A 23,214-nucleotide genomic window follows, 5' to 3' on the forward strand; every position below is an offset into this window, starting at 1 on the left:
CTCGAGCCGTCGCCCTTACGCACGCAAAGTCGGGTAGCCAGCACCGAGCTACCGGCGCAGCGCCTTGCGTGCCAGCCGGTTCCCGGCGAACTGGCAGGCCTGGACCAGCGCGATGATCACGAGCACCGCGGCCCAAGTGACAACCGGATCGAACTGCCGGTAGCCGTAGGTGAGCGCGAAGGCGCCGAGGCCTCCGCCTCCGACGACGCCGGCGACCGCCGACATGTCGACGATGGCGACCAGGGCGAAGGTGTAACCGAGGATCAACGGACCCAGCGCTTCGGGCAGCAACACGGTGAGGATCGTGCGGAGCCTGCCCGCGCCCATGGCCCGGGAGGCCTCGAGCACCCCGGGGTCGACCGAGACGAGGTTCTGCTCGACGATGCGACTGATGCCGAATGCCGCGGCCAGCGAGAGCGCGAAGATGATCGCCCGGTTGCCGATACCGATGCCGACGACGAGTCGGGCGAGTGGTTGCGCGGCGGCGATGAAGATGACGAAGGGAATCGGGCGGAAGAAGTTCACCACCAGGTTCACCCCGACGTTGACGATCCGGTTCGGCGCGATCCCGCCGGTCCGGGTCGTGTAGAGCAGCACTCCGAGGAGCAGGCCGCCGACCCCGCCGATGCCGAGGGTCACGGCGACGATGTAGAGCGTCTCGAGGGTCGCCTGCCAGAACAGCGAGTCCAGCTCCATCAAACGCTCCATGTCAGGACGCCTCTCTCGTAGGGCCGTCGATGGGTGGAGCCGGTGCTGGTGTCGTGACCTCGACGAGGGTGGCGACGTGGGTGAGCGCGTCGGTGACCGCGTGGTCGTCACCGGTCAGCGTGAACGTGAGGTGGCCGAAGGTCCGGCCGTGGACGTCCTCGACGCCACCGTGCACGAGCTCGAAGGTCACGCCGCGCTCGATGAACGCTGCGAAGGCGTCGGCCGGAGAGGCGTGGCCGTCGCGGAAGGAGAGTGTGACCATCCGGCCGGGGTGGCGGGCGCGGAGCCGGTCGAGGGCCCGCGGCTGCGGCCCCTTCTCGACCAGCGTGCTGACGAAGCGCTGCGTCGCAGGGTGCCGCGGCGCCGCGAACACGTCGTAGGTGTCCCCCAGCTCGACCACCCGCCCGGCCTCCATCACGCCCACTCGGTGGGCGAGCGACCGCACGACCTCCATCTCGTGGGTGATCAGCACGATCGTCACTCCGAGCTCCTCGTTGACCCGGCGCAGCAGTGCCAGCACCTCGGCGGTGGTCTGCGGGTCGAGCGCGCTCGTCGGCTCGTCGGCCAGCAGGATCCTCGGGCTGGTCGCCAAGGCACGCGCGATGCCGACCCGCTGCTTCTGGCCCCCGGAGAGCTGCTCGACGTGTGCGTGGGCCTTGTCGGCCAGACCGACGAAGTGCAGCAGCTCCGAGATCCGGCCCCGGTGCCGGTCCTTCGGCACCCCGGCGACCTGTAGCGGGTAGGCGACGTTGCCCCACACCGTTCGTGAGGAAAACAGGTTGAACTGCTGGAAGATCATCCCGATGTCGCGCCGCACCTCACGCAGCGCTCGCTCCGGCAGGCTGCTGACCTCGTGGCCCGCGACGACCACTGAGCCGCTCGTGGGCCGGTCGAGGGCGTTGACCAGGCGCAGCACCGTCGACTTCCCCGCACCCGAGTAGCCCACCAACCCCAGCACCTCGCCCGCGGCGACCTCGAGGTCGACGCCGTCGAGGGCCCGCACTGGTGCTCCGTGACGCGACCGGGCGGGGAACACCCGCGCCACGTCCGTCAGCCGGATGAGGGGTCCGGCCGTCCGGAGGTCGTCGCTGTCCGTGGTCGAGGGCACGTCGGTCCCGCTCAGTCCTGCTGCGCGCGGGTGTCGGACTCGACCCGCTCCAGCGAGGCCTGCAGGTCCTCGACCGGAGTGTCGAGCATCACGGCAGTCCCGCCGGAGACCTCGACGACACCCTCCTGGACCGCCTGCGTCTCCTGGTAGATCTCGACGAGCCTGCGGTACGTCGGGTTGTCGAGGTCGTCGGCCCGGACCGCGAAGACGTTGACGTACGGCAGGGCGTTGGGGTCGCTCGGGTCGTCCTGGGCCAGCGCGTCGTCGAAGTCGAGGCCGGCCCGCTCCACGAAGTCGTTGTTCACGACGGCGCCGGCGAGGTCGTCCAGCGAGGTGGCCGTGAGCGCCGCGTCGAGGGCCTTCACCTCCACCCGCGAGGCACCGGTGTCGATGTCGGCCAGGTCGGAGAAGATCGTGCCGCCGGACTTCAGCTCGATGAGGCCGGCCGACTGCAGCAGCACCAGTGCGCGGGCCTGGTTGCTCGCGTCGTTCGGGACCGCGACCGTGGCGCCGGCGGGGATGTCCTCGACCGCGTCGTACTGCTTCGAGTGCAGGCCGAGCGGGTAGATCGCCGTGGCGCCGATCGGCTGCAGGTCGTCACCGCGCGCGACGTTGTAGTCGGCGAGGAACACGATGTGCTGGAACTGGTTCATGTCCAGCTCCCCCTCGGAGACCGCCGGGTTCGGCTGGTTGTAGTCGTCGAAGTTGATGATCTCGACGTCGATGCCTTCCTCTTCGGCGGCCTTCTCGTACGTCGCCCAGTAGGGGTCACTCGCGCCGACGACACCGATGCGAACCGTAGGCGCCGGCGAGGCTTCGTCGTCGCCACCGGTCAGCGAGACCACCAGACCGAGGACGACGGCGAGCGCCACCAGTGCGGCCAGCACTAGCGGCCAGCGACGGCGGCGCGGTGCCTCGATGAGTGGGGTGGAGCCGGGGGGAGGAGTCTGAGACACGTCGGGGTCCTTCGGTCTTGAGGTGCGCGGCAACCGGCGGGACGCCAGGCGAGCTTTGTCAACGTTTCAACGACCTGCGACGGTTGGAATTCCGTCCGGGAAGGCTCGCGGAGGTCGCCTTCGTCACAGGACGCCAATCCACCGCGCTGTCCGCCCGGGAGAGAATCCAGAACCGTTCGGGGTGGTGCTGGTCATCGAGGACCGGTTGCCCTCAGGGATGGCAGATCGTGCGACTTCCAGCGGCCCAGGGCCGGACGGTTCGGCAGTCAGGCTGCGGTGGCGGCGCGCATCCCCACACCAAGTGTCCGCGGGTCGGGTCCCGGTGTGCCGGTCAGGCGGCCAGGTCTCCGCCCACCGCCGGCTCGTTCCGGCGACAGAGACTTGGGCGGGCTTGCGGGCTTGCGGGCTTGCGGGCCGCGCGCCGCCGTGGCGCTTGCAGACGACGGAGAGCTTCGTGCATGCCGCGAGGTAGCCGGAGCCGGGCCGCGCAATCGTGTGCAGACTTGGGGTTGACCGTGTGCGGCCACGTTCCCGCTTGCCGCTGCCGGACTGATATCACGCGCGAAACGGCATTTCGGGTAAGCCCTCACCACGCGACAGCCCTCTGACGAAGAGCCGGCCCGACACCCGTCGGGCCGGCTCTTCGTCGTTCCGCCCCCTCGTGCGGTCCGGGGCCGTTGCCGCGATCGAGGCCGTGAGCGGTCCCGGCTCGGCGCAGCGGGGAGGCGCAGGTCACGTCGAGGACCGGATGGACTAGACCACCGCGGTGGTTCTACCCCTCGTGCCCGGACGCCCGGCGCGCCGCGGCACGCGGTGTCGCGCGCGCAGGCGTCGAGTCGACAATCGATTGAAGGTCCTACGCATGTCCGTGCGTCGCCCCGTCCGATCCCCTGTCCGCACCCCGGACCGCTCATCTGTCCGCCCCGCTGTCCGCAGGTCCCTCGCTGCCGGTGCCGCCGCGGCGCTGAGCCTCTCCCTCACCACGACCCTGGCTCCCGCCGGCGCGAACGCCGCCGAGGAGTCGACCGGCACCGCCGAGCCCGCTGCGACGTCCGGCTCCACCGAGGCCGCCGCGGCCCCGGGCGCCATCGCCGTCGACCTCAAGGTCGCGCGGCAGGAGCGTCGCACCGTCCGCACCAGCCGCAGCTACGCGCGTGGCCTGCTGCGCGACGAGGGCGTGTCCCTCGGCCGCCGGGACCTCGTCCGGGTCGTCCGCGACGGCCGGCGCGTCCGCCCGGCCGGCGCCCGTGAGCTGCAGCCCGGCGACACCGTCCGAGTCGTCCGGGTCGACGTGCGCACCCAGAAGCGGCGGGTCCGCGTCGCACCGCCGACCCGCACCCGGACGGTCGACCGCCTCCGGCCCGGCGTGCGCCGGGTGGTGCGCGACGGCCGCCCCGGGGTCCGCCTCGTGCGGGTGACCCGGACGCTCCACAACTGGCGTGCCGTCGACCGCGACGTACGACGGAGCATGGTGCGCTCGCCGCGGCCCCGCGTCGTCCACGTCGGCCGCCGCGAGCGCAGCGTCGCCGGTGCCGACGGCCTGCGCTGGGGAGCGCTCGCGAACTGCGAGTCCTCCGGGAACCCGCGCGCGGTGAACCCGGCCGGTTACTACGGCCTCTACCAGTTCAACGTGCCCACGTGGGGCACCGTCGGCGGCCGGGGCATGCCCCACCAGGCCAGCGCAGCGGAGCAGACCTACCGCGCCAAGCTGCTGTACCGCCAGCGCGGCCGGTCCCCGTGGCCGCACTGCGGCCGCCTCCTCTGAGCCACGGTCCGCGGATCGAGCGTCCGCCGACGGTTCCCGGCCCGGTCACCTCCGTGTGACCGGGCCGTCACCGTCGGGCGGTCGGCTCGGACCATGACCTCTCGGACGCGCCGCCTGGCGCTCACCCTCCTCCCCGCCGTCCTCGCCCCCGCGCTGGCCGCCCCGGCGCTGGCCGGCCCGCCCGTGCACGCGCCCGCGGCGCCCCCTGCCCACGCGTCCGGCCACCCCGGCGCCGGCCAGGGCAAGGCGCCGCTGACCCACCCGCACGCCCCCCTCGTCGTCGCCCACCGCGGTGCGTCCGGCTACCGGCCCGAGCACACCCTCGCGGCGTACCGCCTCGCGGTGCAGATGGGCGCCGACTACATCGAGCCCGACCTCGTCAGCACCAAGGACGGCGTCCTCGTCGCCCGCCACGAGAACGAGATCAGCGGCACCACCGACGTCGCGGACCACCCGGAGTTCGCCGACCGCCGCACCACGAAGGTCATCGACGGGCAGCCGATCACCGGCTGGTTCACCGAGGACTTCACGATCAGCGAGCTCAAGACGCTCCGGGCGAAGGAGCGGCTGCCCGAGGTCCGCCCGGCGAACACCCGGTACGACGGGCGCTTCGAGGTGCCGACCTTCGAGGAGGTCCTCGACCTCGTGCGCCGCCTCGAGAAGGAGACCGGCCGCCGGATCGGGATCGCGCCGGAGACCAAGCACCCGACGTACTTCGACTCCATCGGCCTCTCCCTCGAGGAGCCGCTCGCGCGGCACCTGCGGCGCCACGACCGGGACGGCCGGAGGGCCGCCGTGGTGCTCCAGTCCTTCGAGACCCAGAACCTGCGTGACCTCGACCGGATGGTCGACGCGCCCATCGCGCAGCTGATCAGTGGCTCCGGCGCGCCGTACGACCGCGTCGCGGCGGGTGACCCCACGACGTACCGCCAGATGGCCACCCGGGCCGGCCTCGCGGAGATCGCGACGTACGCCGACTGGGTCGGCCCGACCAAGGACATCGTGCTGCCGCGGGATGCCAGCGGCGCCACCGGTGAGCCGAGCGACTTCGTCGAGGACGCCCACCGGGCCCGCCTGAAGGTCGTGGTGTGGACGATCCGCGACGAGAACCGGTTCATGGCCACGAACTTCCGGCGGGGCACCGACCCCGACGCCGCGGGTGACGTGCGGTCCGAGCTGATCGCGTTCTTCGAGGCCGGTGTCGACGGGGTCTTCGCGGACCACCCCGACTCGGCGGTCGACGCGCGGGAGGACTGGCTTTCCTGACGGGGCCGGAGGTGCAGGATGGGCCCATGCGCGGGCGCTCCTGCACCTCCGGCCCCGCTCCCTGGGCCTACCTGTGGTGGGCCGTCACGGGCGCGCTCGTGGCCTTCGGGGTGCTCAGCCTGCTCAGCATCGGGGTGCTCCTCCTCGCTGCGGCCGTCCCCCTGGTGGTGGTCGGCGTGCTGTCGGCCCGGCTGCGGAACATCGCCCGTGTCGCCGCGCTCGCCGGGGCCGCGGTCGCGCCGCTCTTCCTCGCCTGGTCGAACCGTGACGGCCCCGGCACCGTCTGCCGGACGCTCCCCGATGGATCGGCCTGCGAGCAGCAGTGGAGCCCGTGGCCGTTCCTCGTCGTCGCCGTCGGGCTCGTCGCCGTGTCGGTCGGTGCGGTCGTGGCCGCGCGGCGCCGCCGAGCGTGACGGGCGCAGGGCACACTCTGCGCATGCACGGGAATCTCGGGAAGACCCTGGTCGCCGCGGCGGTCGCCTGGGCGGCCCTGGCGGGCCTCGCCGGCCCGCCGGCCGCGGCGGAGCCGGAGCCGGAGCCGCCGGCTCCCGCGCCCACGAGCCTCACGCTCACCGCCGAGCGCGGGTACGCCGACCGCCCGACCGACCTGGTCGCGACCCTCGTCACCGCCACCGACGGCGCGCCCGTCACCGACGTCTCCGTGGAGCTCGAGCGGCGGACCGGGGGAGCGTGGACGCCGTTCGGCACGGCACGGACCGACGAGGCGGGCCGGGCCGGGTGGCGGGCCGTGCTCAGTCGCCGCCCGGCGCACAACGTCTTCCGCGCCACCTGGGCCGGGGACGCGACGTACGCCGGCAGCGCGTCGGAGGCCGTCGCGGTGCCGCTGCGCAGGTGGGACAGCGAGGTCGTGCTGACCGGGCCCGCCCGCGTCCGGGACGGCCGCCCGGCCGTCCTGCGGGTCCGGTGGCGGACCAGCGAGGGCGAGCCGGTGCCGGGGAAGGTGCGGCTGGTGCGCCGGGTCGGCCCGGGTGCGTGGCGGCTGGCCACCGTGCTGCGCACCGACGCCGAGGGCCGTGCGCAGTGGCGGGTCCGGACCCGCTCCGACACCCGGTGGCGGGCCCGCGCGACCGGCACGCCCTGGGCGGGTCGGGCCTGGAGCGACGTGCTCCGCATCGACCACCTGCCGCCCGGGAGCCCCGTACGCCTGCCAGCGGGAGCGCCGAGGCCCCGGGTGACCCTGCCGCCGCAGCCCCTCGCCACCGGCAAGGGACCGCAGCTGCGGATCAGCCGCATCCCGGACGGCGTCTGGGCCTCGATGGTCGGGCGCAGCTGGCACCGCGGCTGCCCCGTCGGCCGCGCGGGCCTGCGCCTGGTCCGGGTCAACTACTGGGACTTCGACGGCTACCGCCGACGCGGCGAGGTGGTCGCTGCCGCGTCGGCGGCCGGCCGGATGGGTGCCGCGCTCGCGGCCATGCACGAGCGGCGGCTGCCGATCCGGTCGATGTACCGCGTCGACCGGTTCGGCTGGTCCAGCCGGCTGCAGGGAGCCGACGACTACCGGTCCATGGCGGCCGACAACACCTCGGCGTTCAACTGCCGGTGGGTCGTCGGCCGTCCCGGCATCCGGTCGCCGCACTCCTACGGCCGCTCGCTCGACGTCAACCCGTGGGAGAACCCCTACCGCGCCTCCCACGGCTGGACGCCGAACGCCTGGTGGGTCTCGCGCAGCCACCCCCGCGTGGCCTGGCGCTCCGGCAGCCACCCGGTCGTCGCCCTGATGCGCAGCCACGGGCTGCGGTGGACCTACGGCCGCTCCGACATGCACCACTTCGACGCGGCGTACGGCGCGGGGCGGACGGCGCCGCGACGCCTGCCGCCGGCGTGCGACGTGGAGGTCTGCCACTGATGCCCACGCCTGCCGCCGGGACGGCGGCCCCGTGCGTCTTCTGCGCGATCGTCGCGGGGGAGGCCGAGGCCGACCGGGTGCTCGAGGACGACGCCTTCGTGGCGTTCCTCGACCAGCGGCCGGTCTTCAAGGGCCACGTTTTGCTGGTCCCGCGGGAGCACGTGGTGACCCTGCCGGACCTGCCGGCGGGACTGCGCGACCCGTTCCTCGCCCACGCCCAGCGGCTGGCCACCGCGGTCGTCGACGCGCTCGGTGCCCAGGGCTCCTTCGTCGCGATCAACAACGTCGTCAGCCAGTCGGTCCCGCACCTGCACCTGCACGTCGTCCCCCGGACCAAGGGCGACGGGCTGCGCGGCTTCTTCTGGCCGCGGCACCGCTATGCCGACCTCGGCGAGCGGGCGGCGTACGCCGCGAGACTGCGTGCGGCGCTGGAGTAGCGCTGGACTACCGTGTGGCCGTTCACACCACCGAGTCCGGACAGGCTCGACGACCGGGTCTCGACAAGCTCGACCACCGATAAGGAGTCACTGACATGGGTCGATTCGACGGGCGCGTCGCCGTCGTCACCGGAGCCGCCCGCGGGATCGGGTTCGGCACCGCCACCCGCTTCGCCGAGGAGGGAGCCGCGGTCGCGATCATCGACCTCGACGAGTCCGCCGCGGCCGAGGCCGCCGCGAAGCTGCCGGTCAGCGGCGGCGCGAAGGCGGTCGGCATCGGAGCCGACGTCAGCGACGCCGCCTCGGTCGACGCGGCGGTCGAGCGGGTCGTCTCGGAGCTGGGCGGGATCCACATCCTGGTCAACAACGCCGGCATCACCCGCGACAACCTGCTGTTCAAGATGACCGAGCAGGACTGGGACCTGGTCATGGGCGTCCACCTCAAGGGTGCCTTCCTCATGACCAAGGCCGCGCAGAAGCACTTCGTGGAGCAGAAGTACGGCAAGATCGTGAACCTGTCGTCGGTCTCGGCGCTGGGCAACCGCGGCCAGGCCAACTACTCGGCGGCGAAGATGGGCGTGCAGGGCTTCACCCGCACGCTGGGCATCGAGCTCGGCCCCTTCGGCATCAACGCCAACGCCGTCGCCCCGGGGTTCATCGCCACCGAGATGACCGACGCGACCGCGGCCCGCCTCAAGATGGACGTCGAGGAGTTCCGCAAGCTCAACGCCGAGGCGAACCCGGTGCGCCGGGTCGGCTTCCCCGAGGACATCGCGGCCGCCGTGGCGTTCCTGGCCAGCGACGAGGCGTCGTACATCACCGGCCAGACGCTCTACGTCGACGGCGGCGCCAAGCTCGGCTGAGCGAGGAGAACGCCAGCGGCCTCGCTGGTGGTGGTCGAGCGAGCCGCGCAACCGAGCCTGCGAGGTCGCGACCGGCGTGTCGAGACCCAGCGTCCCAGCTGCCACACCCGGGCACCGGTGCCTCGCTGACGAGGGACCGGTGCCCGGGCAATTTTCCGCGCGTCTTTCGGCGCTCCGCCCAGGCACGGCGCACACTGGTACGCCGCCCCCCCGACACGTCCTGCATTGGAGCACTCCGTGCGCCGCACCCGCGCCCTCCTGACCGCCCTCGCCGCCAGCAGCCTGGCGCTGACCGCCTGCTCGGCCGACGAGGCTGCCGCACCGCAGCCGCAGTCCTCGCAGGTGCAGGCCACCGACGACGGGTCGACGATCGCGGCCACCTGGCCGCTCACCGGCCTGCCCGTCAAGGGCAAGGCGTCGGCGAAGCAGGACCACCCGGTGCTGGTGCTCAAGATGGACAACACCTCCTCCAGCGCCCCGCAGGTCGGCCTGGGGTCGGCGGACCTCGTCGTGGAGGAGCTGGTCGAGGGCGGCATGACCCGCCTGGCGGCGTTCTACTACTCCGAGATCCCGGCGAACGCCGGGCCGGTGCGCTCGATGCGCTCCAGCGACATCGGCATCGTCAGCCCGGTCCGCGCCTCGGTCGTGACCAGCGGAGCGGCGCCGATCACCATCCGCCGGATCAACGGCGCCGGCATCCCGTTCTTCGGCGAGGGCGCGAAGGGCTTCTACCGCGCCAGCGACCGGAGCGCGCCGTACAACCTGTTCACCCGGATGCGCGAGACGGCCACCCTGGCCAAGGGCGGCGGGACGCGCCCAGCCGACTACCTCACCTGGGGGAGCGCGAAGGACCTGCCGAAGGGCAAGCCGGCGCGGACCCTGGCCGCGAACTTCGGTGGCAGCCACACCACGAGCTGGTCCTTCCGCAACGGTCGGTACGTCAACGAGAACAGCTACGCCGCGGCCGGGGACGAGTTCCCGGCCGACTCCGTGCTGGTCCTCCGCGTGCCGGTGGGCGACGCGGGCTACCGCGACCCGGCCGGCAACCCGGTGCCCGAGACGCGCCTGGAGGGCAAGGGCGAGGCGCTGCTCTTCCACGGCGGACGGGTCGTCCGGGCCACCTGGACCAAGTCCGGCCTGGGGGCGCCGATCCGGCTGCGCACCGGCAAGGGCGAGCTCCGGGTCCCCGCCGGCCACGTGTGGATCGAGCTGGTCCCGCAGGGGAACGGCTCGGTCACCTGGGCGAAGTAGTCCCGGCCGTCCCGATCGCCTCCGCTCAGGCCGGCGCCTCCTCCTCGGAGTCCTCGGGGCCGCCGTCGTCGTCCTCGACGGTCCCCGGCAGCGGCACGCCGGCGTCGGCGAGCGCCTGGAAGCCCTGGAGGATGAAGGTGATGGCGGTCTCCACCCGCTGCGCCGCAGCGACCGGGTCCTCCGCGCTGGAGACCGACTCGCCGGCTGACGACATGGCGCCGAAGAAGATCCGTCCGAACGTCTGGAGCATGTCCTCCTCGAGCTCCCACGTGCCGGCGTTGATGACCGAGCGGACGATGTCGATGACGTTGGCGAACGTCGAGCGCTCCTCCTGCTCTCGGAAGCGCTCGTAGCCGAGGACCGACGGGCCCTCCTGGATGACGATGCGGCGGTAGCGCGGCTCCTGGACCACCGTCAGGAACGCCCGGAGGCCGGCGAGGGCCTTCTCCCACGGGTCGCGCTGGCCCCGGAGCGCCTTCTGGATCGCGCGGGACGCGTCAGCCTCCACGCGCTCGAAGACCGCCTCGAAGAGCGCCTGCTTGCCGCTGAAGTGGTGGTACAGCGCGCCCTTGGTGACCCGCGCCCCGGCGACGATCGCGTCGAGGGAGGTCGCGGCGTACCCGTGCTCGGTGAAGAGCTCCTCGGCCACGTCGACGAGCGCCCGCTTGGTGGAGGCGGAGTACTGCTGGCGCCGGCTCGCACCCGGGACGGCGGGGACGCCGGGCACCTTGGGCACCAGCTTCGAGACGCTCGGCTTCGGTGGCATCCCGGCAGTTTAGGGCCGTGGGGTGGCCGGCGGGTGGCGAGGATCACCCGAGGAACACCGCGCCGCCCGTTGCATACCGTGAGTATGCCTCCGTACCTTGGGTACGTACTCACAGTATGTGAGGCCTCGAGAAGGAGCTGACCATGACCTGGACTTCCTTTCACCACCGCGGGGACATCCTCCGCTCCGTCATCCGCGTCGCCGACGAGCGCCGGGACGGCAAGCTGCCGATGGACGTCGAGGGCGTGGCCGAGACCTTCGGCGACGAGCTCTCCCTGATCGGCGCCCTGTCCCTGCGCTGGCACACCCGCCTCGCCGGCCGGATCGAGCGTGAGCTCATGCACCAGCCGGTCGACCTCGAGGGTGCGGTCGTCCGCGCGTGGCAGGCGGTCGCGGACGAGCTGCCCGGCATCCGCGCGATCCTCGACCACCACGTCGAGCACCCGACCAGCCCGGCGATGGCCGAGGCGCTGGCCAAGGCGACCCGCAAGGAGCACATCCTGCTGGCGATCATGGCCGGCCGGGCGAGCGTCCACGACAGCCACGGCGCGGCGCTGGCCGCCGCCACCGGTGCGCGGATCGAGGAGCGTGCCCGTGCCGCCCGCTCCGTCCGGGCGCGGCTGGCCGAGGCCGAGCGGGTCGCGGAGCGGACGACCCTGCGTGGTCGCCTCGGTCGGCTGAAGGCCGCGCTCGCCGCCTGAGCGGCGCCCGCGGCCCGGTCGTGGGTCCGTGTGCCGTCGGCCGTTGCCGGTCGTGGGCCATAGTGGGAACGTGAGCGACGTCAGGGCCGGCATGCTGCTGGTGGCGACGCCTGCGCTCCTGGACCCGAACTTCGTGGACAGCGTCGTGCTCCTCCTCGACGCGGACGCCGACGGCGCGCTCGGCGTCGTGCTGAACCGGCCGTCGCCGGTCGCGGTCGCCGACGTCCTCGGCGGCTGGGCCGACCTGGCCGCGGAGCCGGAGGTGCTCTTCCAGGGAGGCCCGGTGAGCACGGAGGGCGCGCTTGCGCTCGGGCTGCTGCGCGCGCCCGACGACGTGCCCGTCGGCTTCCGCCCCGTGGAGGGCGGGCTGGCCGGCGGCGGGGTGGGACTGCTCGACCTCGACACGCCCCGCGAGCTGCTCGAGGGCAGCCTCTCGCGCCTGCGGATCTTCGCCGGGTACGCCGGCTGGGGGGCCGAGCAGCTCGAGGCGGAGATCGCCGAGGGCAGCTGGTACCTCGTACCCGGCAGTGCCGCGGACGTCTTCCGCCTCGACACCGGGCAGCTCTCGCGCGACGTCCTGCGCCGCCAGCCCGGCGAGATGGCCTGGCACTCCACCCGACCGCTCGATCCGGACCTCAACTGAACCGTCCTGACGTAGGCTGCCTCCTGTGAACCAGATCGGATTCGGGACCGGCACCGCCGTCGACGAGCGGGTCCGGGAGGACCAGCGCACCGTCCCCACCGACGACGGTGACCACGAGCGGTTCTCCCACTACGTGCAGAAGGAGAAGCTCACCGAGGCGATGGTGATGGGCACCCCCGTCGTCGCCCTCTGCGGCAAGGTCTGGGTGCCGAGCCGGGCGCCCGAGAAGTTCCCCGTCTGCCCGGAGTGCAAGGAAGCCTGGGACGACATGCGCGACGACGCGGGCGACGAGTGAGCGGACGGCACGACCGCCCGACCGCCCGCACGACCGAGGACCCGTCCCTCACCCCCGCGCTGAGCCCCGCCTGGCCCGAGCGGGCCGCCTGGGGCACGGCGACGAAGCTCCGCGCCTGGCAGCAGGCGGCGATGGAGCGGTACTTCCACGACCAGCCCCGTGACTTCCTCGCCGTGGCCACGCCCGGCGCGGGCAAGACGACGTTCGCGCTCTCGGTCGCGGCCGAGCTGCTGGGGCGGCGGGTCGTCGATCGGATCACGGTCGTCGCGCCCACCGAGCACCTCAAGCTCCAGTGGGCCGAGGCCGCGGCGCGCGCCGGCATCCCGATCGACCCGACCTTCGCCGCCGGCAAGGGGAAGACCTCCGGCGACTTCGTCGGCGTGGCCGTCACCTACGCGGGAGTGGCGGTCAACCCGCTGGCGATGCGGATCCGCACCGAGCGGTTCAAGACCCTCGTGATCCTCGACGAGGTCCACCACGCCGGTGACGCCCTCTCCTGGGGCGACGGCGTGCGGGAGGCCTTCGAGCCGGCGGCGCGGCGGCTGGCGCTGAGCGGCACGCCGTTCCGGTCCGACGTGAACCCGATCCCGTTCGTGACCTACCAGCCGGGGCCCGACGGCGTCCCGCGGTCGGTCGCCGACTACACCTACGGCTACGCGCACGCGCTGGCCGACCACGTCGTCCGGCCGGTGCTCTTCATGGCCTACTCCGGTGACATGCAGTGGCGCACCCGCGCCGGCGACGAGGTCTCCGCCCGGCTCGGCGAGCCATTGACCAAGGACCTCACCAACCAGGCGCTGCGTACCGCCCTGGACCCGGCCGGCTCCTGGATGCCCTCCGTGCTGGCCGCGGCCGACCGGCGGCTCTCGGAGGTCCGGCGTCACGTCCCGGACGCGGGCGGACTGGTGATCGCGACCGACCAGGACTCCGCTCGTGCCTACGCCAAGCTGCTCAAGCAGGTGAGTGGCGAGTCGCCGACCGTGGTGCTCTCCGACGAGAAGACGGCCTCGAAGAAGATCGCCGCGTTCACCACCAGCGAGGACCGGTGGATGGTGGCCGTCCGGATGGTCTCCGAGGGCGTCGACGTGCCGCGCCTGGCCGTCGGCGTCTACGCGACGACGACCTCGACCCCGCTCTTCTTCACCCAGGCCGTCGGTCGCTTCGTGCGGGCGCGGGCCAAGGGGGAGACCGCGTCGATCTTCCTGCCCTCGGTGCCGTCGCTGCTCGGCTTCGCCTCCGAGATGGAGGTCGAGCGTGACCACGCCCTGGGCCGCAAGGTCAGCGACGAGGACGACCTCTTCGCCGCCGAGGACGACCTGCTCGCCCGAGCGAACGCCAGCGAGGCGGCCTCCGACGAGCTCGACCTCTCCTTCGAGGCGCTCGGCTCCGAGGCCCGGTTCGACCGGGTGCTCTTCGACGGCGGCGAGTTCGGCCACGAGGGCGAGGTCCACGTGGGCTCGGAGGAGGAGATGGACTTCCTCGGCATCCCCGGGCTGCTCGAGCCCGACCAGATGCGCGACCTGCTGCGCCAGCGGCAGAGCGACCGGGCCCGCAAGCAGCGGTCGGTCGCGTCGCCGGCGGAGGTCGCCGGCGACTCGGTGGCCCAGCTCAGCACCCACGAGCAGCTCGCCGTCCTGCGCCGCGAGCTCAACGGGCTGGTGGGCGCGTGGCACCACCGCACGAGCCAGCCGCACGGCGTCATCCACGCCGCCCTCCGCAAGGAGTGCGGCGGCCCGGCGGCGGCGGTGGCCAACGCCGAGCAGCTGCACGCGCGGATCGACCGGCTCCGCGAGTGGGCCGCCACCCGGAAGAGCTCCTGACCGCCGCCGGCGGTCCCTAGGCTGGGCCCCGTGCCGGCCGAGACCTCCCAGACGCTCGACCGCGGCCTGCGGGTCCTCGGCCTGCTCGCGGAGTCGCCGGGCGGGCTGACCGTCACCGAGCTCGCGGCCGGCCTCGGCGTCTCGCGCACGGTGGCGTACCGCCTGGTGAGCACCCTGGAGCAGCACGCCCTCGTCCGCCGCGACGGCCAGGGGCGGCTCCTGGTCGGCCTCGGGGTGCTCCACCTCGCCGCCGCGGTCCAGCCGGTCCTCCGCGAGGTCGCCGCCCCGGTCCTGCGCTCGCTCGCGGAGGAGGTCGGGTGCACCGCGCACCTCACCGTGGCCGAGGGGGAGGAGGCCCTGGCCGTCGCCGTCGTCGAGCCGTCCTGGACCGACTTCCACGTCGCCTACCGGGTCGGCTCGCGGCATCCCCTCGGCCAGGGTGCAGCGGGCCGGGCGATCCTCCTCGGCCGCGACCGTGATCCCGAGCGCCCGGCGTACGTCGCGACGGTGGGTGAGCTGCAGGCGGGCGCCCGCGGCCTCGCCGCCCCGGTGCTCGGCCTCCCGGGTCTGGAGGCGAGCGTGGGCATCGTGACGATGGAGCACCCCGACCGTGACGCCCGCGACGCCCGTGACGGCCGCGACGCCGGCGCCGCCGTCGTCGGCGCCGCCGCGGAGATGGCGCGCCGGCTCGGCGCCTGATCTGTCGCTCTCCGCACGGTCGTCGCAGTGACGAGCTGGGGATGGGTGGCCGGGTGGTGTCGTCACGGACTCCGCGGACCAGCCGTGGTGCCGGCGACGGCGCCGCCCACCGCGCTGGCTCGGAGGCGGTCGGACAGGGCGAGGACCTCGTCGCGCAGGGCGTCGGGGGTGATCACCTCGAAGTCCCAGCCGAGCCCGGCCAGCATGCGGGCCATGCCGTCGAGACGCTCGACTCGCGTCTCGAGGAGCACGCCGTCGTGGTGCTCGTTCAGCCGTCCCACGCTCGGGGGCAGTCGCTCGCCCGCTTCCGCCAGGGTGGTCCGCAGCACGACGGCGACCTCGTGCGACCACCCGACCGCCGCGATGCCGGACACGACCTGCGTCGTCGCGTCGAAGTCGGCGGGCACGACGTAGGAGCCGTCGGCCTGCCTGACCGAGGCGATGCGGTCCAGACGGAAGGTCCGCACGTCGTCACGGCTGTGATCGTGTCCGGTGGCGTACCACCGGCCGGAGTGGAAGACCAAGCCGTAGACGTCGAGCTCACGCTGCGACTCCTGTCCGTCCCAGGCGGTGTAGGCGATCACGACGGTGCGTCGCGCTTGCGCTGCCCAGGCGAGATCGAGCAGCGTGTCGGCGCCGGCCGGAGCGCTGGCGCGCGCAGGGGTGGTGAAGTGCGCGGTGGACAGCAGGCTGTCGAGCCGCTGGCCCAGGGCCGGCGGCAGCACGCGCGACACCTTGGCCAGCGCGCTCGCCGCCGCGGCGTGGTCGGTGGTGGCGAGCCCGGCGCGTTCCGCGGCCCGCAGGCCCAGGACGACGGCGACGGCCTCGTCGTCGGTGAGCATCAGCGGCGGGAGCTTGTAGCCCGGTGAGAGCCGGTAGCCGCCGTACCTGCCCCGCTGCGCCTGGACCGGGATCCCGAGGTCGGCGAGATGCTCGGCGTAGCGCCGGACGGTCCGCTCGTCGACCCCGAGGCGCGCCGCGAGCTCGCCGACGGTGCGCTGCCCGCCCGCCTGGAGCAGCTCCAGCATCGCCAGCACACGTGCGGTGGGACGGGTCACGGGTCTCCTCGGGGCAGCTCGGACGCAACCACGCTGTCCATGACGAATACCGGGCGGGAACTGTCCGCAAAGCACCGTAGCGTGCGGGTCATGAACACCGCCACCACCACCAACTACGTCCTCGTCCCGGGCTTCTGGCTCGGCGCCTCGATCTGGCGCGCCGTCGCCGACTCGCTGAGCGAGCGCGGCCACGCCGTCCACGCCGTCGACCTCTCCGGTATGGGCGAGCGTGCGCACCTCGCCTCGGCGGAGACCGACCTGACGACCCACATCGACGACGTCGTGCACCTGCTCGAGCACCAGGACCTGCACGACGTCGTGCTCGTCGGCCATAGCTACGGCGCCCTCGTGACGACCGGTGCGGCAGACCGCGCGCCGGAGCGGGTGGCCCGTCTGATCTACATCGACTCGGGTCCCTTGCCGGACGGCATGGCGCAGGCCGACTTCGGGGGACCCGACGCGAGGGCGGCCAACCAGGACCTGGTCATGACACACGGTGAGGGCTGGAAGCTCCCGCCGCCGCCTTGGGCCGCGCTCGCTGCCGAGGCGCCCGAGGTCGACGACGATGCCGTGGCCGCACTGGTCGAAGGCTCGCAGCCGCAGCCGTGGCGCACCGCCACCCAGCCGGTCGTGCTCAGCGGCGCCTGGGAACACCTGCCGCGGACGGTAGTGCTGTGCACCTTCAGCCTCGAGCAGGTGCGGCAGATGGCGCCCCACGCGCCGATGTTCGCGCACATGGTCGAGGGCGACTGGACGTACGTCGAGCTGCCGACGTGGCACTGGCCGATGGTGAGCCGACCGGCCGAGCTCGCCGAGGTGCTGGACTCGGTCAGCTGCTAGGCGTCTGCGGTCCTGCTCCCGGGCCAGGTGGCCCACGGTTCCGGCCCACGCAGCAGGGACATACCCGGTCAGACGTCGGGGGCGTGGCTGGCCAGGGGCAGCACGCGGTAGGGGACCTGGGTCGCCAGGGCGATGACCGTCGAGCTCCGCTCGACCAGCGGGTCGGCGAGGACGAGGTCGATCACCCGCTGCAGGTCGGCGTTGGAGCGGGCGACGACCCGGACCCACAGGTCGCCGGCGCCGGTGATGGTGTGGGCCTCGAGGACCTCGGGGATGCCCGACAGGTGCGCGCCGACGGCGTCGTGGCCGCCGTGCTCGGCGGGGCGCTGGCGGATCTCCAGGGTCAGGAAGGCCGTGACCGGGTAGCCGAGCGCCTCCGGTGACAGGTCCGGCCCCCAACCGGTCACGACGCCCCGGGCGGCCAGCTTGTCGAGCCGGGCCTGCACCGTCCCGCGGGCGACGCCGAGACGTCGGGACGCCTCCAGCACGCCGATCCGGGGCTCGGCCGCGAAGAGGCTGAGCAACCTGCTGTCGATCTGGTCCATCGGCACCTCCGCAGTTAAGCAAGTTGCCCAGCGCTGCGGCGTACTGTTGCACACCTTGCTCGATCGCCGACAGCCTGTGGTCCATGATGCTGACCCCCGACGAGCTCCGCGCCGACCTGACACTCGACCAGCTCAAGGAACTGGTCGGCCTCATCGAGTACGACGCCTCCGCCGACCCCTTCCCGGTCACCGCGATGGACGCCATCGGGTTCGTCGTCGGCAACGCGACCCAGGCCGCGGCGTACTACCAGCTGGCGTTCGGGATGGACCTCGAGGCCTACCGCGGCCCCGAGACCGGCTGCCGCGACCACAAGTCCTACGTGCTCCGCTCCGGCAGCGCGCGCTTCGTGCTCACCGGCGGGGTGACACCGGAGAGCCCCGTCCTCGACCACCACCGACGGCACGGCGACGGGGTGGTCGACCTGGCCCTCGAGGTGCCGGACGTCGACCGCTGCATCGAGCACGCACGCTCGGTCGGCGCGACGGTCCTCGTCGAGCCGCACGACGAGACCGACGAGCACGGCACCGTCCGGCTGGCCGCGATCGCGACGTACGGCGAGACCCGCCACACCCTCGTCGACCGCAGCCGGTACGCCGGCCCCTACCTGCCCGGGTACGTCGCCCGCACCAGCGGCGTGGTCCGTCCCGAGGGGCACCCGAAGCGGCTGTTCCAGGCGGTCGACCACTGCGTCGGGAACGTCGAGCTCGGACGGATGGACGAGTGGGTCGACTTCTACCACCGGGTCATGGGCTTCTCGAACATGGCGGAGTTCATCGGCGACGACATCGCCACCGAGTACTCGGCGCTGATGTCGAAGGTCGTCGCCAGCGGGAACCACCGCGTGAAGTTCCCGCTCAACGAGCCGGCGGTCGCGCGGAAGAAGTCGCAGATCGACGAGTACCTCGAGTACTACGACGGCGCCGGCTGCCAGCACATCGCGCTCGCGACCAACGACATCCTCCGCACCGTCGACGTCATGCGGGCCAACGGCGTGGAGTTCCTCGCCACCCCCGACTCCTACTACGACGACCCGGAGCTGCGGGCGCGGATCGGCGAGGTCCGGGTGCCGATCGAGGAGCTCAAGGCCCGCCGGATCCTGGTCGACCGGGACGAGGACGGCTACCTGCTGCAGATCTTCACCAAGCCGGTGGGCGACCGGCCGACCGTGTTCTACGAGCTCATCGAGCGGCACGGCTCGCTCGGCTTCGGCAAGGGCAACTTCAAGGCCCTCTTCGAGGCGATCGAGCGCGAGCAGGAGGCACGCGGCAACCTCTGACCGCGCGGCGTCGCCTGCGCCTCGGCGTCGGGCGCGGCATGATCGCGGCGTGACCGACTCGACGTGGATCGCCTTCCTGCGCGCCATCAACCTGGGCGCCAAGCGCAAGTTCCCCAAGGCGGAGGTCATCGCCGCGGTGGAGGGGCTCGGCTGGACCGACGTCCGCACCCACCTCAACACCGGCAACGTCCGCCTCGACTGCCCGCTGACCGACCGCCGCGAGGTGGAGGCCGCCCTGGAGACGGCGTTCGCCGCGCGCGCCGGCTTCGACGTGCCGACGATCGTCCTGACGCCCGAGGAGCTGCGCGCGGTGGCCGAGCAGGCTGCGTCGTTCGGCCACCAGGGGCAGCACTACGTCTCGTTCCTCAAGGAGGAGCCGTCGGCGGAGGCGGCGCGCGGGCTGGAGGAGACCAGCACCGCGGACGAGGTGGCGGCCGTCCGGGGCCGGGCCGTGCACCTGATGCTCGGCGAGAGCTACCACCAGGCGCGCCTCACCAACGCGGCCGTCGAGAAGCGGCTCGGCGTCGCCACCAACCGCAACCTCACCGTCGTCCGGACTCTCGTCGAGAAGTGGTGCTGACGCGGTCCGGGCGAGCGGGCGATCGTCATGTAACGACAGGTTCACCGCTGTTGCTGCACGTTGCAGCGTGCGGGAACAGTGGCGAACGTCGCGTTACATCCCGACGCGGCCGGGACTCACTCGCCGCGGAAGACGGGCCGCCGGCGCTCGGCGAAGGCCATGACCCCCTCGACGACGTCGGCGGTGCGGAGCAGCACCGTTTGACCGGAGCGCTCCCGCTCGAGGGCGGGGTCGAGCTGGGTCAGCGTCGCGGCGTTGACGGCCTTCTTGCTGGCCGCCAGGGCGAGCGGCGGCCCCGCCGCCAGCCGGCCGGCGAGGGAGTCGACCAGGCCGGGGAAGTCGTCGTCGGTCGCCAGATGGGTCACGAGCCCGGCGTCGTACGCCTCGCGGGCGCCGAGCGGCTCGGCGAGCAGCGCCATCCGCATCGCGCGGGCACGGCCGACGGCCGCCGCGACGGTCGCCGACGCCCCGCCGTCGACCATCAACCCGACCTTCGCGAAGGGCAGCAGGAACGACGCGGACTCCGCGGCGACGACCAGGTCGCAGGCGAGGGCGGCCGAGCAGCTGACGCCCGCGGCCACGCCGTTCACCGCGGCGACGACCGGCTTCGGGCAGGCCGTGATCGCCCGGATCCAGCGGTTCGCGACCTCCATCGAGGTGTCGTCGATGGTGTAGTCGCCGGAGATGTCGGCGCCCGTGCTGAAGGCCCGCCCCGCGCCGGTGAGCACGACCACCCGCACCTCGTCGCGGGCGGTGGCGCCCTCGAGCAGCTCGGCCATCCGGACCGGCATCTCCGGGTCCAGGGCGTTGAGCACGGCCGGGCGGTTCATCGTCACCCGCAGCACGCCGTCGGCGAGCTCGGTGGTGATCGCCTCCTCGGTGGTCTCAGGCAACGCGGACGCCTGCCTCGCGGAGCTCGGCCAGCGCCGCCTCGGTCGTCGCGGGCGCGACGCCGGCGCACAGCCCGAGCAGGACGGTGGTGGCGAAGCCGTTCGCAGCAGCGTCGAGGGCCGTGGCGCGGACGCAGTGGTCGGTGGCGATGCCGCAGACGTCGACCGCGGTGACGCCGCGGTCGCGCAGCCAGGCGGCGAGGCCGGTGCCGTCCTCGGCGGCCCCCTCGAAGCCGGAGTACGCCGCGGCGTGCTCGCCCTTGCGGAAGACCGCCTCGAACGGCGCCGGGTCGAGCGCGGGGTGGAACTCCTCGCCCTCGGTGCCGACCTCGCAGTGGACCGGCCAGGAGGTGACGTAGTCCGGGTCGTCGGACCAGTGGTCGCCGGGGTTGCGGTGGTGGTCCTTGGTGGCGACGACGTGCGACCAGTCCGGCGCGTCGGCGGCCCGGTCCGACCAGGAGCGCAGCACGGCGGTCACGTCGGCGGCGACCTGCGCGCCGCCGGTGACGGGCAGGGAGCCGCCCTCGCAGAAGTCGTTCTGGACGTCGACGACGATCAGGGCCCGCGTCATGGGCCGAGGCTAGCGCGCCGGGTCGGACCTCGGTCAGCCCAGCCGGATCGTGGGGATCACCGGCTCGCCCCGGGACATCTGCTGGGCGGCGACGGGCAGCTCGTCGCGGCTGCGGGCGTGCCGCTCCCGAGCCTCCTCGAGCGGCTCGCGGCCGACGACCTCGCCGTCACGGACCAGCGGCACGAGCAGCTCGCGGTCGCTTGCCCTGAGCCTGTCGAGCCTGTCGAAGTGGTTGCCGTCGTCCGCCGGGACCTGCCCCGTGCCGACGACCTCCGCCTCGGCGACCCCGGCGGCGTCCCGCCGGCGCAGGGCGTACTTCCGCCCGCCGTACGACGCCTTGTCGGCGCTCTTCTTCGCCACCGGCACCATCGCGCCGCCGTCGCCCTCGCGCGCGACGAGCTTGTAGACGAAGCCGCTCGTCGGGTGGCCGGAGCCGGTCACCAGCTGGGTGCCGACGCCGTAGCCGTCCACCGGAGCCGCGGCGAGCGCCGCGATCGCGTGCTCGTCGAGGTCGCTGGTGACGATGATCCGCGTGCTCGTCGCGCCGAGGGAGTCCAGCTGGTCGCGGACCTGGTGGGCGTGGACGGCGAGGTCGCCGGAGTCCAGCCGCACCGCGCCCAGGTCGGTGCCGGCCACCTCCACGGCCAGCCGCACCGCCTCGGCGATGTCGTAGGTGTCGACGAGCAGCGTCGTGCCGGCGCCGAGCGAGTCGACCTGCGCCCGGAAGGCGTCGGCCTCGGTGTCGTGGAGCAGGGTAAAGCTGTGGGCGGAGGTGCCGGAGGTCGGCACGCCGTACCGCTGCCGGGCCGCGAGGTTCGAGGTCCCGGCGAAGCCCGCGACGTACGCCGCCCGCGCGGCCGCTACCGCCGCCTCCTCGTGGGTGCGGCGCGAGCCCATCTCCAGGCAGGGCCGCTCGCAGGAGACCATCGTCATCCGGGAGGCGGCCGACGCGATCGCGGAGTCGTGGTTGTAGATCGACAGCAGGACGGTCTCGAGCAGGACCGCCTCGGCGAAGGTCGACTCGACCACCACCAGCGGGGAGCCGGGGAAGTAGGTCTCGCCCTCGGCGTAGCCCCACACGTCGCCGGAGAAGCGGTACGACGCCAGCCACTCCCGCGTGGGCGCGTCGACCACGTCCTCGAGGACCGCCAGCACCTCGTCGTCGAAGCGAAACGCCTCGATCGCGTCGAGGGCCCGGCCGACGCCGGCCACCACGCCGTACCGGCGCCCCTCCGGCAGCCGGCGGGGGAACAGCTCGAACACCGATCGACGGTGCGCCGTGCCGGCAGCCAGGGCGGCCTGCAGCATGGTCAGCTCGTAGTGGTCGGTCAGGAGCGCGGTGGAGGCGACGGTGGAGGTCACGGGAGAAGAGTGCCCGCTTCTGCCTGTGCCACCATGGGAGGGTGTCCGCCGCCAGCCCCGTCGAGGTCGAGCCGACGACCACCCCGGACGAGATCACGTTCCTCTCCAAGCCGTGGGTGACGATCGTCTGGAACGATCCGGTGAACCTCATGTCGTACGTGACCTACGTGTTCCAGAAGTACTTCGGCTACGACAAGGCCAAGGCCGAGAAGCTGATGATGGAGGTCCACGAGGACGGCAAGTCGGTCGTCAGCTCGGGCAGCCGCGAGGAGATGGAGCGCGACGTGCAGGCGATGCACGAGTACGGCCTCTGGGCGACCATGGACCGCTCCGAGTGAGGCGCCCGTGACCGGCTTCGCCCGCCACCGGCGCAGCGGACGGGTGATCGCGGCCTTCACCGGCTTCGAGGCCGACCTGCTGCGCTCGCTGGCCTCCCAGCTCGTGGAGCTGCTGCGCAACGAGGCGGCGGTGCCGCAGGACGCCCGCGACCCGTTCGAGGCGTTGATGGACTTCGGTGGCCCGACCACCGAGCCCGAGGACCCCGTCCTGCGGCGGCTGTTCCCGACCGCATACCCCGGCGACGAGGAGGCGGCCGCGGAGTTCCGCCGCTACACCGAGGGCGCGCTGCGCGACGGCAAGGCGGCGGCCGCGGCGACGATCATCGACGCGCTCGAGGAGGCCGGGCTGCCGGCGGAGCTCACCGAGGACGGCCTGATGATCGACGTCGAGCTCGACGAGCCGACCGCCGAGACCTGGCTGCGCTCCTTCACCGACCTCCGCCTGGCGCTGGCGACCCGGCTCGGCATCGAGGACGGCGACGAGGCGGTCTGGGCCGCGCTCCCCGACGAGGACCCGCGGTCCCAGGCGCACGACATCTACGAGTGGATCGGCTACCTCCAGGAGACGCTCGTCGACGCGCTCACCCAGCGCTGAGCAGCGGCCGCTC

Annotated in this window: 26 protein-coding genes; 17 read left to right on the plus strand and 9 right to left on the minus strand. The window is 73.2% G+C overall.

Annotated elements, in window-relative coordinates; genetic code table 11:
- Positions 1-48: 48 nt before the first annotated feature.
- From ACSMHG_RS12765 to ACSMHG_RS12775, 3 genes are read right to left on the minus strand one after another with little or no spacing between them, the layout of a single operon-like run.
- Positions 49-708 carry a methionine ABC transporter permease gene (locus ACSMHG_RS12765; RefSeq protein WP_435745559.1) on the minus strand — a complete coding sequence of 220 codons (660 nt, stop codon included), beginning with the start codon at positions 706-708 and terminating at the stop codon, positions 49-51.
- A 1-nt stretch (position 709) separates the two neighbouring features.
- Positions 710-1,816: a methionine ABC transporter ATP-binding protein gene (locus tag ACSMHG_RS12770; protein ID WP_435745562.1), complete on the minus strand. Its 1,107-nt coding sequence runs from the start codon at positions 1,814-1,816 to the stop codon at positions 710-712.
- An 11-nt stretch (positions 1,817-1,827) separates the two neighbouring features.
- A complete protein-coding gene (locus ACSMHG_RS12775) occupies positions 1,828-2,772 on the minus strand; it encodes a MetQ/NlpA family ABC transporter substrate-binding protein (protein ID WP_435745564.1) in 945 nt (314 codons plus the stop codon).
- Between the two features lie 862 nt (positions 2,773-3,634).
- Between ACSMHG_RS12775 and ACSMHG_RS12780 the strand changes: the two genes are divergently transcribed.
- The 7 genes from ACSMHG_RS12780 to ACSMHG_RS12810 all read left to right on the plus strand — a co-directional run bounded on the left by ACSMHG_RS12780 (position 3,635) and on the right by ACSMHG_RS12810 (position 10,221).
- The gene (locus ACSMHG_RS12780) at positions 3,635-4,537 is read left to right on the plus strand and encodes a resuscitation-promoting factor (RefSeq protein ID WP_435745566.1); all 903 of its coding nucleotides are present in this window, start codon (positions 3,635-3,637) and stop codon (positions 4,535-4,537) included.
- Positions 4,538-4,630: 93 nt separating this feature from the next.
- Positions 4,631-5,803 (plus strand): glycerophosphodiester phosphodiesterase, encoded by a 1,173-nt coding sequence (locus ACSMHG_RS12785; protein ID WP_435745568.1) that lies wholly within the window; start codon positions 4,631-4,633, stop codon positions 5,801-5,803.
- A gap of 26 nt (positions 5,804-5,829) precedes the next feature.
- Positions 5,830-6,216 carry a hypothetical protein gene (locus ACSMHG_RS12790; protein ID WP_435745570.1) on the plus strand — a complete coding sequence of 129 codons (387 nt, stop codon included), beginning with the start codon at positions 5,830-5,832 and terminating at the stop codon, positions 6,214-6,216.
- A gap of 23 nt (positions 6,217-6,239) precedes the next feature.
- Positions 6,240-7,670, plus strand: coding sequence for a M15 family metallopeptidase (locus ACSMHG_RS12795; protein WP_435745572.1), 1,431 nt, complete (start codon positions 6,240-6,242; stop codon positions 7,668-7,670).
- Entirely contained in the window at positions 7,670-8,107 is a 438-nt protein-coding gene (locus ACSMHG_RS12800; protein ID WP_435745574.1) for an HIT family protein, read from the plus strand. The genes ACSMHG_RS12795 and ACSMHG_RS12800 overlap by 1 nt, the downstream gene beginning before the upstream one ends.
- Before the next feature lie 95 nt (positions 8,108-8,202).
- Entirely contained in the window at positions 8,203-8,970 is a 768-nt protein-coding gene (locus tag ACSMHG_RS12805) for an SDR family NAD(P)-dependent oxidoreductase (RefSeq protein ID WP_435745576.1), read from the plus strand.
- A 237-nt stretch (positions 8,971-9,207) separates the two neighbouring features.
- Positions 9,208-10,221 (plus strand): DUF3048 domain-containing protein, encoded by a 1,014-nt coding sequence (locus tag ACSMHG_RS12810; protein WP_435745579.1) that lies wholly within the window; start codon positions 9,208-9,210, stop codon positions 10,219-10,221.
- A gap of 25 nt (positions 10,222-10,246) precedes the next feature.
- On the opposite strand, the gene ACSMHG_RS12815 is transcribed toward ACSMHG_RS12810, so the two are convergent.
- Positions 10,247-10,987 (minus strand): TetR/AcrR family transcriptional regulator, encoded by a 741-nt coding sequence (locus tag ACSMHG_RS12815; RefSeq protein ID WP_435745581.1) that lies wholly within the window; start codon positions 10,985-10,987, stop codon positions 10,247-10,249.
- A 143-nt stretch (positions 10,988-11,130) separates the two neighbouring features.
- Between ACSMHG_RS12815 and ACSMHG_RS12820 the strand changes: the two genes are divergently transcribed.
- The 5 genes from ACSMHG_RS12820 (at position 11,131) to ACSMHG_RS12840 (ending at position 15,145) form a co-directional block, all read left to right on the plus strand.
- Positions 11,131-11,688, plus strand: coding sequence for a hypothetical protein (locus ACSMHG_RS12820; protein ID WP_435745584.1), 558 nt, complete (start codon positions 11,131-11,133; stop codon positions 11,686-11,688).
- A gap of 70 nt (positions 11,689-11,758) precedes the next feature.
- Entirely contained in the window at positions 11,759-12,331 is a 573-nt protein-coding gene (locus ACSMHG_RS12825) for a YqgE/AlgH family protein (protein WP_435745587.1), read from the plus strand.
- A gap of 25 nt (positions 12,332-12,356) precedes the next feature.
- Complete coding sequence (locus ACSMHG_RS12830) at positions 12,357-12,626, plus strand: DUF3039 domain-containing protein (RefSeq protein WP_435745590.1); 270 nt, start codon at positions 12,357-12,359, stop codon at positions 12,624-12,626.
- Between the two features lie 131 nt (positions 12,627-12,757).
- Positions 12,758-14,446 (plus strand): DEAD/DEAH box helicase, encoded by a 1,689-nt coding sequence (locus ACSMHG_RS12835; protein ID WP_435745719.1) that lies wholly within the window; start codon positions 12,758-12,760, stop codon positions 14,444-14,446.
- Between the two features lie 30 nt (positions 14,447-14,476).
- Positions 14,477-15,145: an IclR family transcriptional regulator gene (locus ACSMHG_RS12840; RefSeq protein WP_435745592.1), complete on the plus strand. Its 669-nt coding sequence runs from the start codon at positions 14,477-14,479 to the stop codon at positions 15,143-15,145.
- A 62-nt stretch (positions 15,146-15,207) separates the two neighbouring features.
- Here ACSMHG_RS12840 and ACSMHG_RS12845 read toward each other — a convergent pair whose 3' ends face one another.
- Positions 15,208-16,203, minus strand: a complete 996-nt coding sequence (locus ACSMHG_RS12845) for a helix-turn-helix transcriptional regulator (protein WP_435745594.1) — start codon at positions 16,201-16,203, stop codon at positions 15,208-15,210.
- A 90-nt stretch (positions 16,204-16,293) separates the two neighbouring features.
- Between ACSMHG_RS12845 and ACSMHG_RS12850 the strand changes: the two genes are divergently transcribed.
- On the plus strand, positions 16,294-17,043 hold the full coding sequence (locus ACSMHG_RS12850) for an alpha/beta fold hydrolase (protein ID WP_435745596.1): 750 nt from the start codon (positions 16,294-16,296) through the stop codon (positions 17,041-17,043).
- A gap of 68 nt (positions 17,044-17,111) precedes the next feature.
- Here ACSMHG_RS12850 and ACSMHG_RS12855 read toward each other — a convergent pair whose 3' ends face one another.
- Positions 17,112-17,588, minus strand: coding sequence for an Lrp/AsnC family transcriptional regulator (locus ACSMHG_RS12855; protein WP_435745598.1), 477 nt, complete (start codon positions 17,586-17,588; stop codon positions 17,112-17,114).
- Positions 17,589-17,671: 83 nt separating this feature from the next.
- Here ACSMHG_RS12855 and hppD point away from each other — a divergent pair, with 83 nt between their 5' ends.
- Positions 17,672-18,865: a 4-hydroxyphenylpyruvate dioxygenase gene (gene hppD / locus ACSMHG_RS12860; protein WP_435745600.1), complete on the plus strand. Its 1,194-nt coding sequence runs from the start codon at positions 17,672-17,674 to the stop codon at positions 18,863-18,865.
- A gap of 49 nt (positions 18,866-18,914) precedes the next feature.
- The gene (locus ACSMHG_RS12865) at positions 18,915-19,445 is read left to right on the plus strand and encodes a DUF1697 domain-containing protein (protein WP_435745602.1); all 531 of its coding nucleotides are present in this window, start codon (positions 18,915-18,917) and stop codon (positions 19,443-19,445) included.
- A 116-nt stretch (positions 19,446-19,561) separates the two neighbouring features.
- Here ACSMHG_RS12865 and ACSMHG_RS12870 read toward each other — a convergent pair whose 3' ends face one another.
- The 3 genes from ACSMHG_RS12870 to ACSMHG_RS12880 are packed head-to-tail and all read right to left on the minus strand — an operon-like array spanning position 19,562 to position 22,268.
- A complete protein-coding gene (locus tag ACSMHG_RS12870; RefSeq protein ID WP_435745605.1) occupies positions 19,562-20,338 on the minus strand; it encodes an enoyl-CoA hydratase-related protein in 777 nt (258 codons plus the stop codon).
- Positions 20,331-20,906: a nicotinamidase gene (locus ACSMHG_RS12875; RefSeq protein ID WP_435745608.1), complete on the minus strand. Its 576-nt coding sequence runs from the start codon at positions 20,904-20,906 to the stop codon at positions 20,331-20,333. Before ACSMHG_RS12875 ends, ACSMHG_RS12870 begins: the two co-directional genes overlap by 8 nt.
- A 33-nt stretch (positions 20,907-20,939) precedes the next feature.
- Positions 20,940-22,268, minus strand: coding sequence for a nicotinate phosphoribosyltransferase (locus ACSMHG_RS12880; RefSeq protein ID WP_435745610.1), 1,329 nt, complete (start codon positions 22,266-22,268; stop codon positions 20,940-20,942).
- Between the two features lie 41 nt (positions 22,269-22,309).
- On the opposite strand from ACSMHG_RS12880, the gene clpS reads away from it, so the two are divergent.
- The gene (gene clpS, locus ACSMHG_RS12885) at positions 22,310-22,606 is read left to right on the plus strand and encodes an ATP-dependent Clp protease adapter ClpS (protein ID WP_435745612.1); all 297 of its coding nucleotides are present in this window, start codon (positions 22,310-22,312) and stop codon (positions 22,604-22,606) included.
- 7 nt (positions 22,607-22,613) lie between these two features.
- Positions 22,614-23,201 carry a DUF2017 domain-containing protein gene (locus ACSMHG_RS12890; RefSeq protein ID WP_435745614.1) on the plus strand — a complete coding sequence of 196 codons (588 nt, stop codon included), beginning with the start codon at positions 22,614-22,616 and terminating at the stop codon, positions 23,199-23,201.
- Positions 23,202-23,214: the final 13 nt, after the last annotated feature.

Origin of the sequence: Nocardioides ureilyticus (assembly GCF_051280745.1) — a bacterium.
Taxonomy (GTDB): Bacteria; Actinomycetota; Actinomycetes; order Propionibacteriales; family Nocardioidaceae; genus Nocardioides.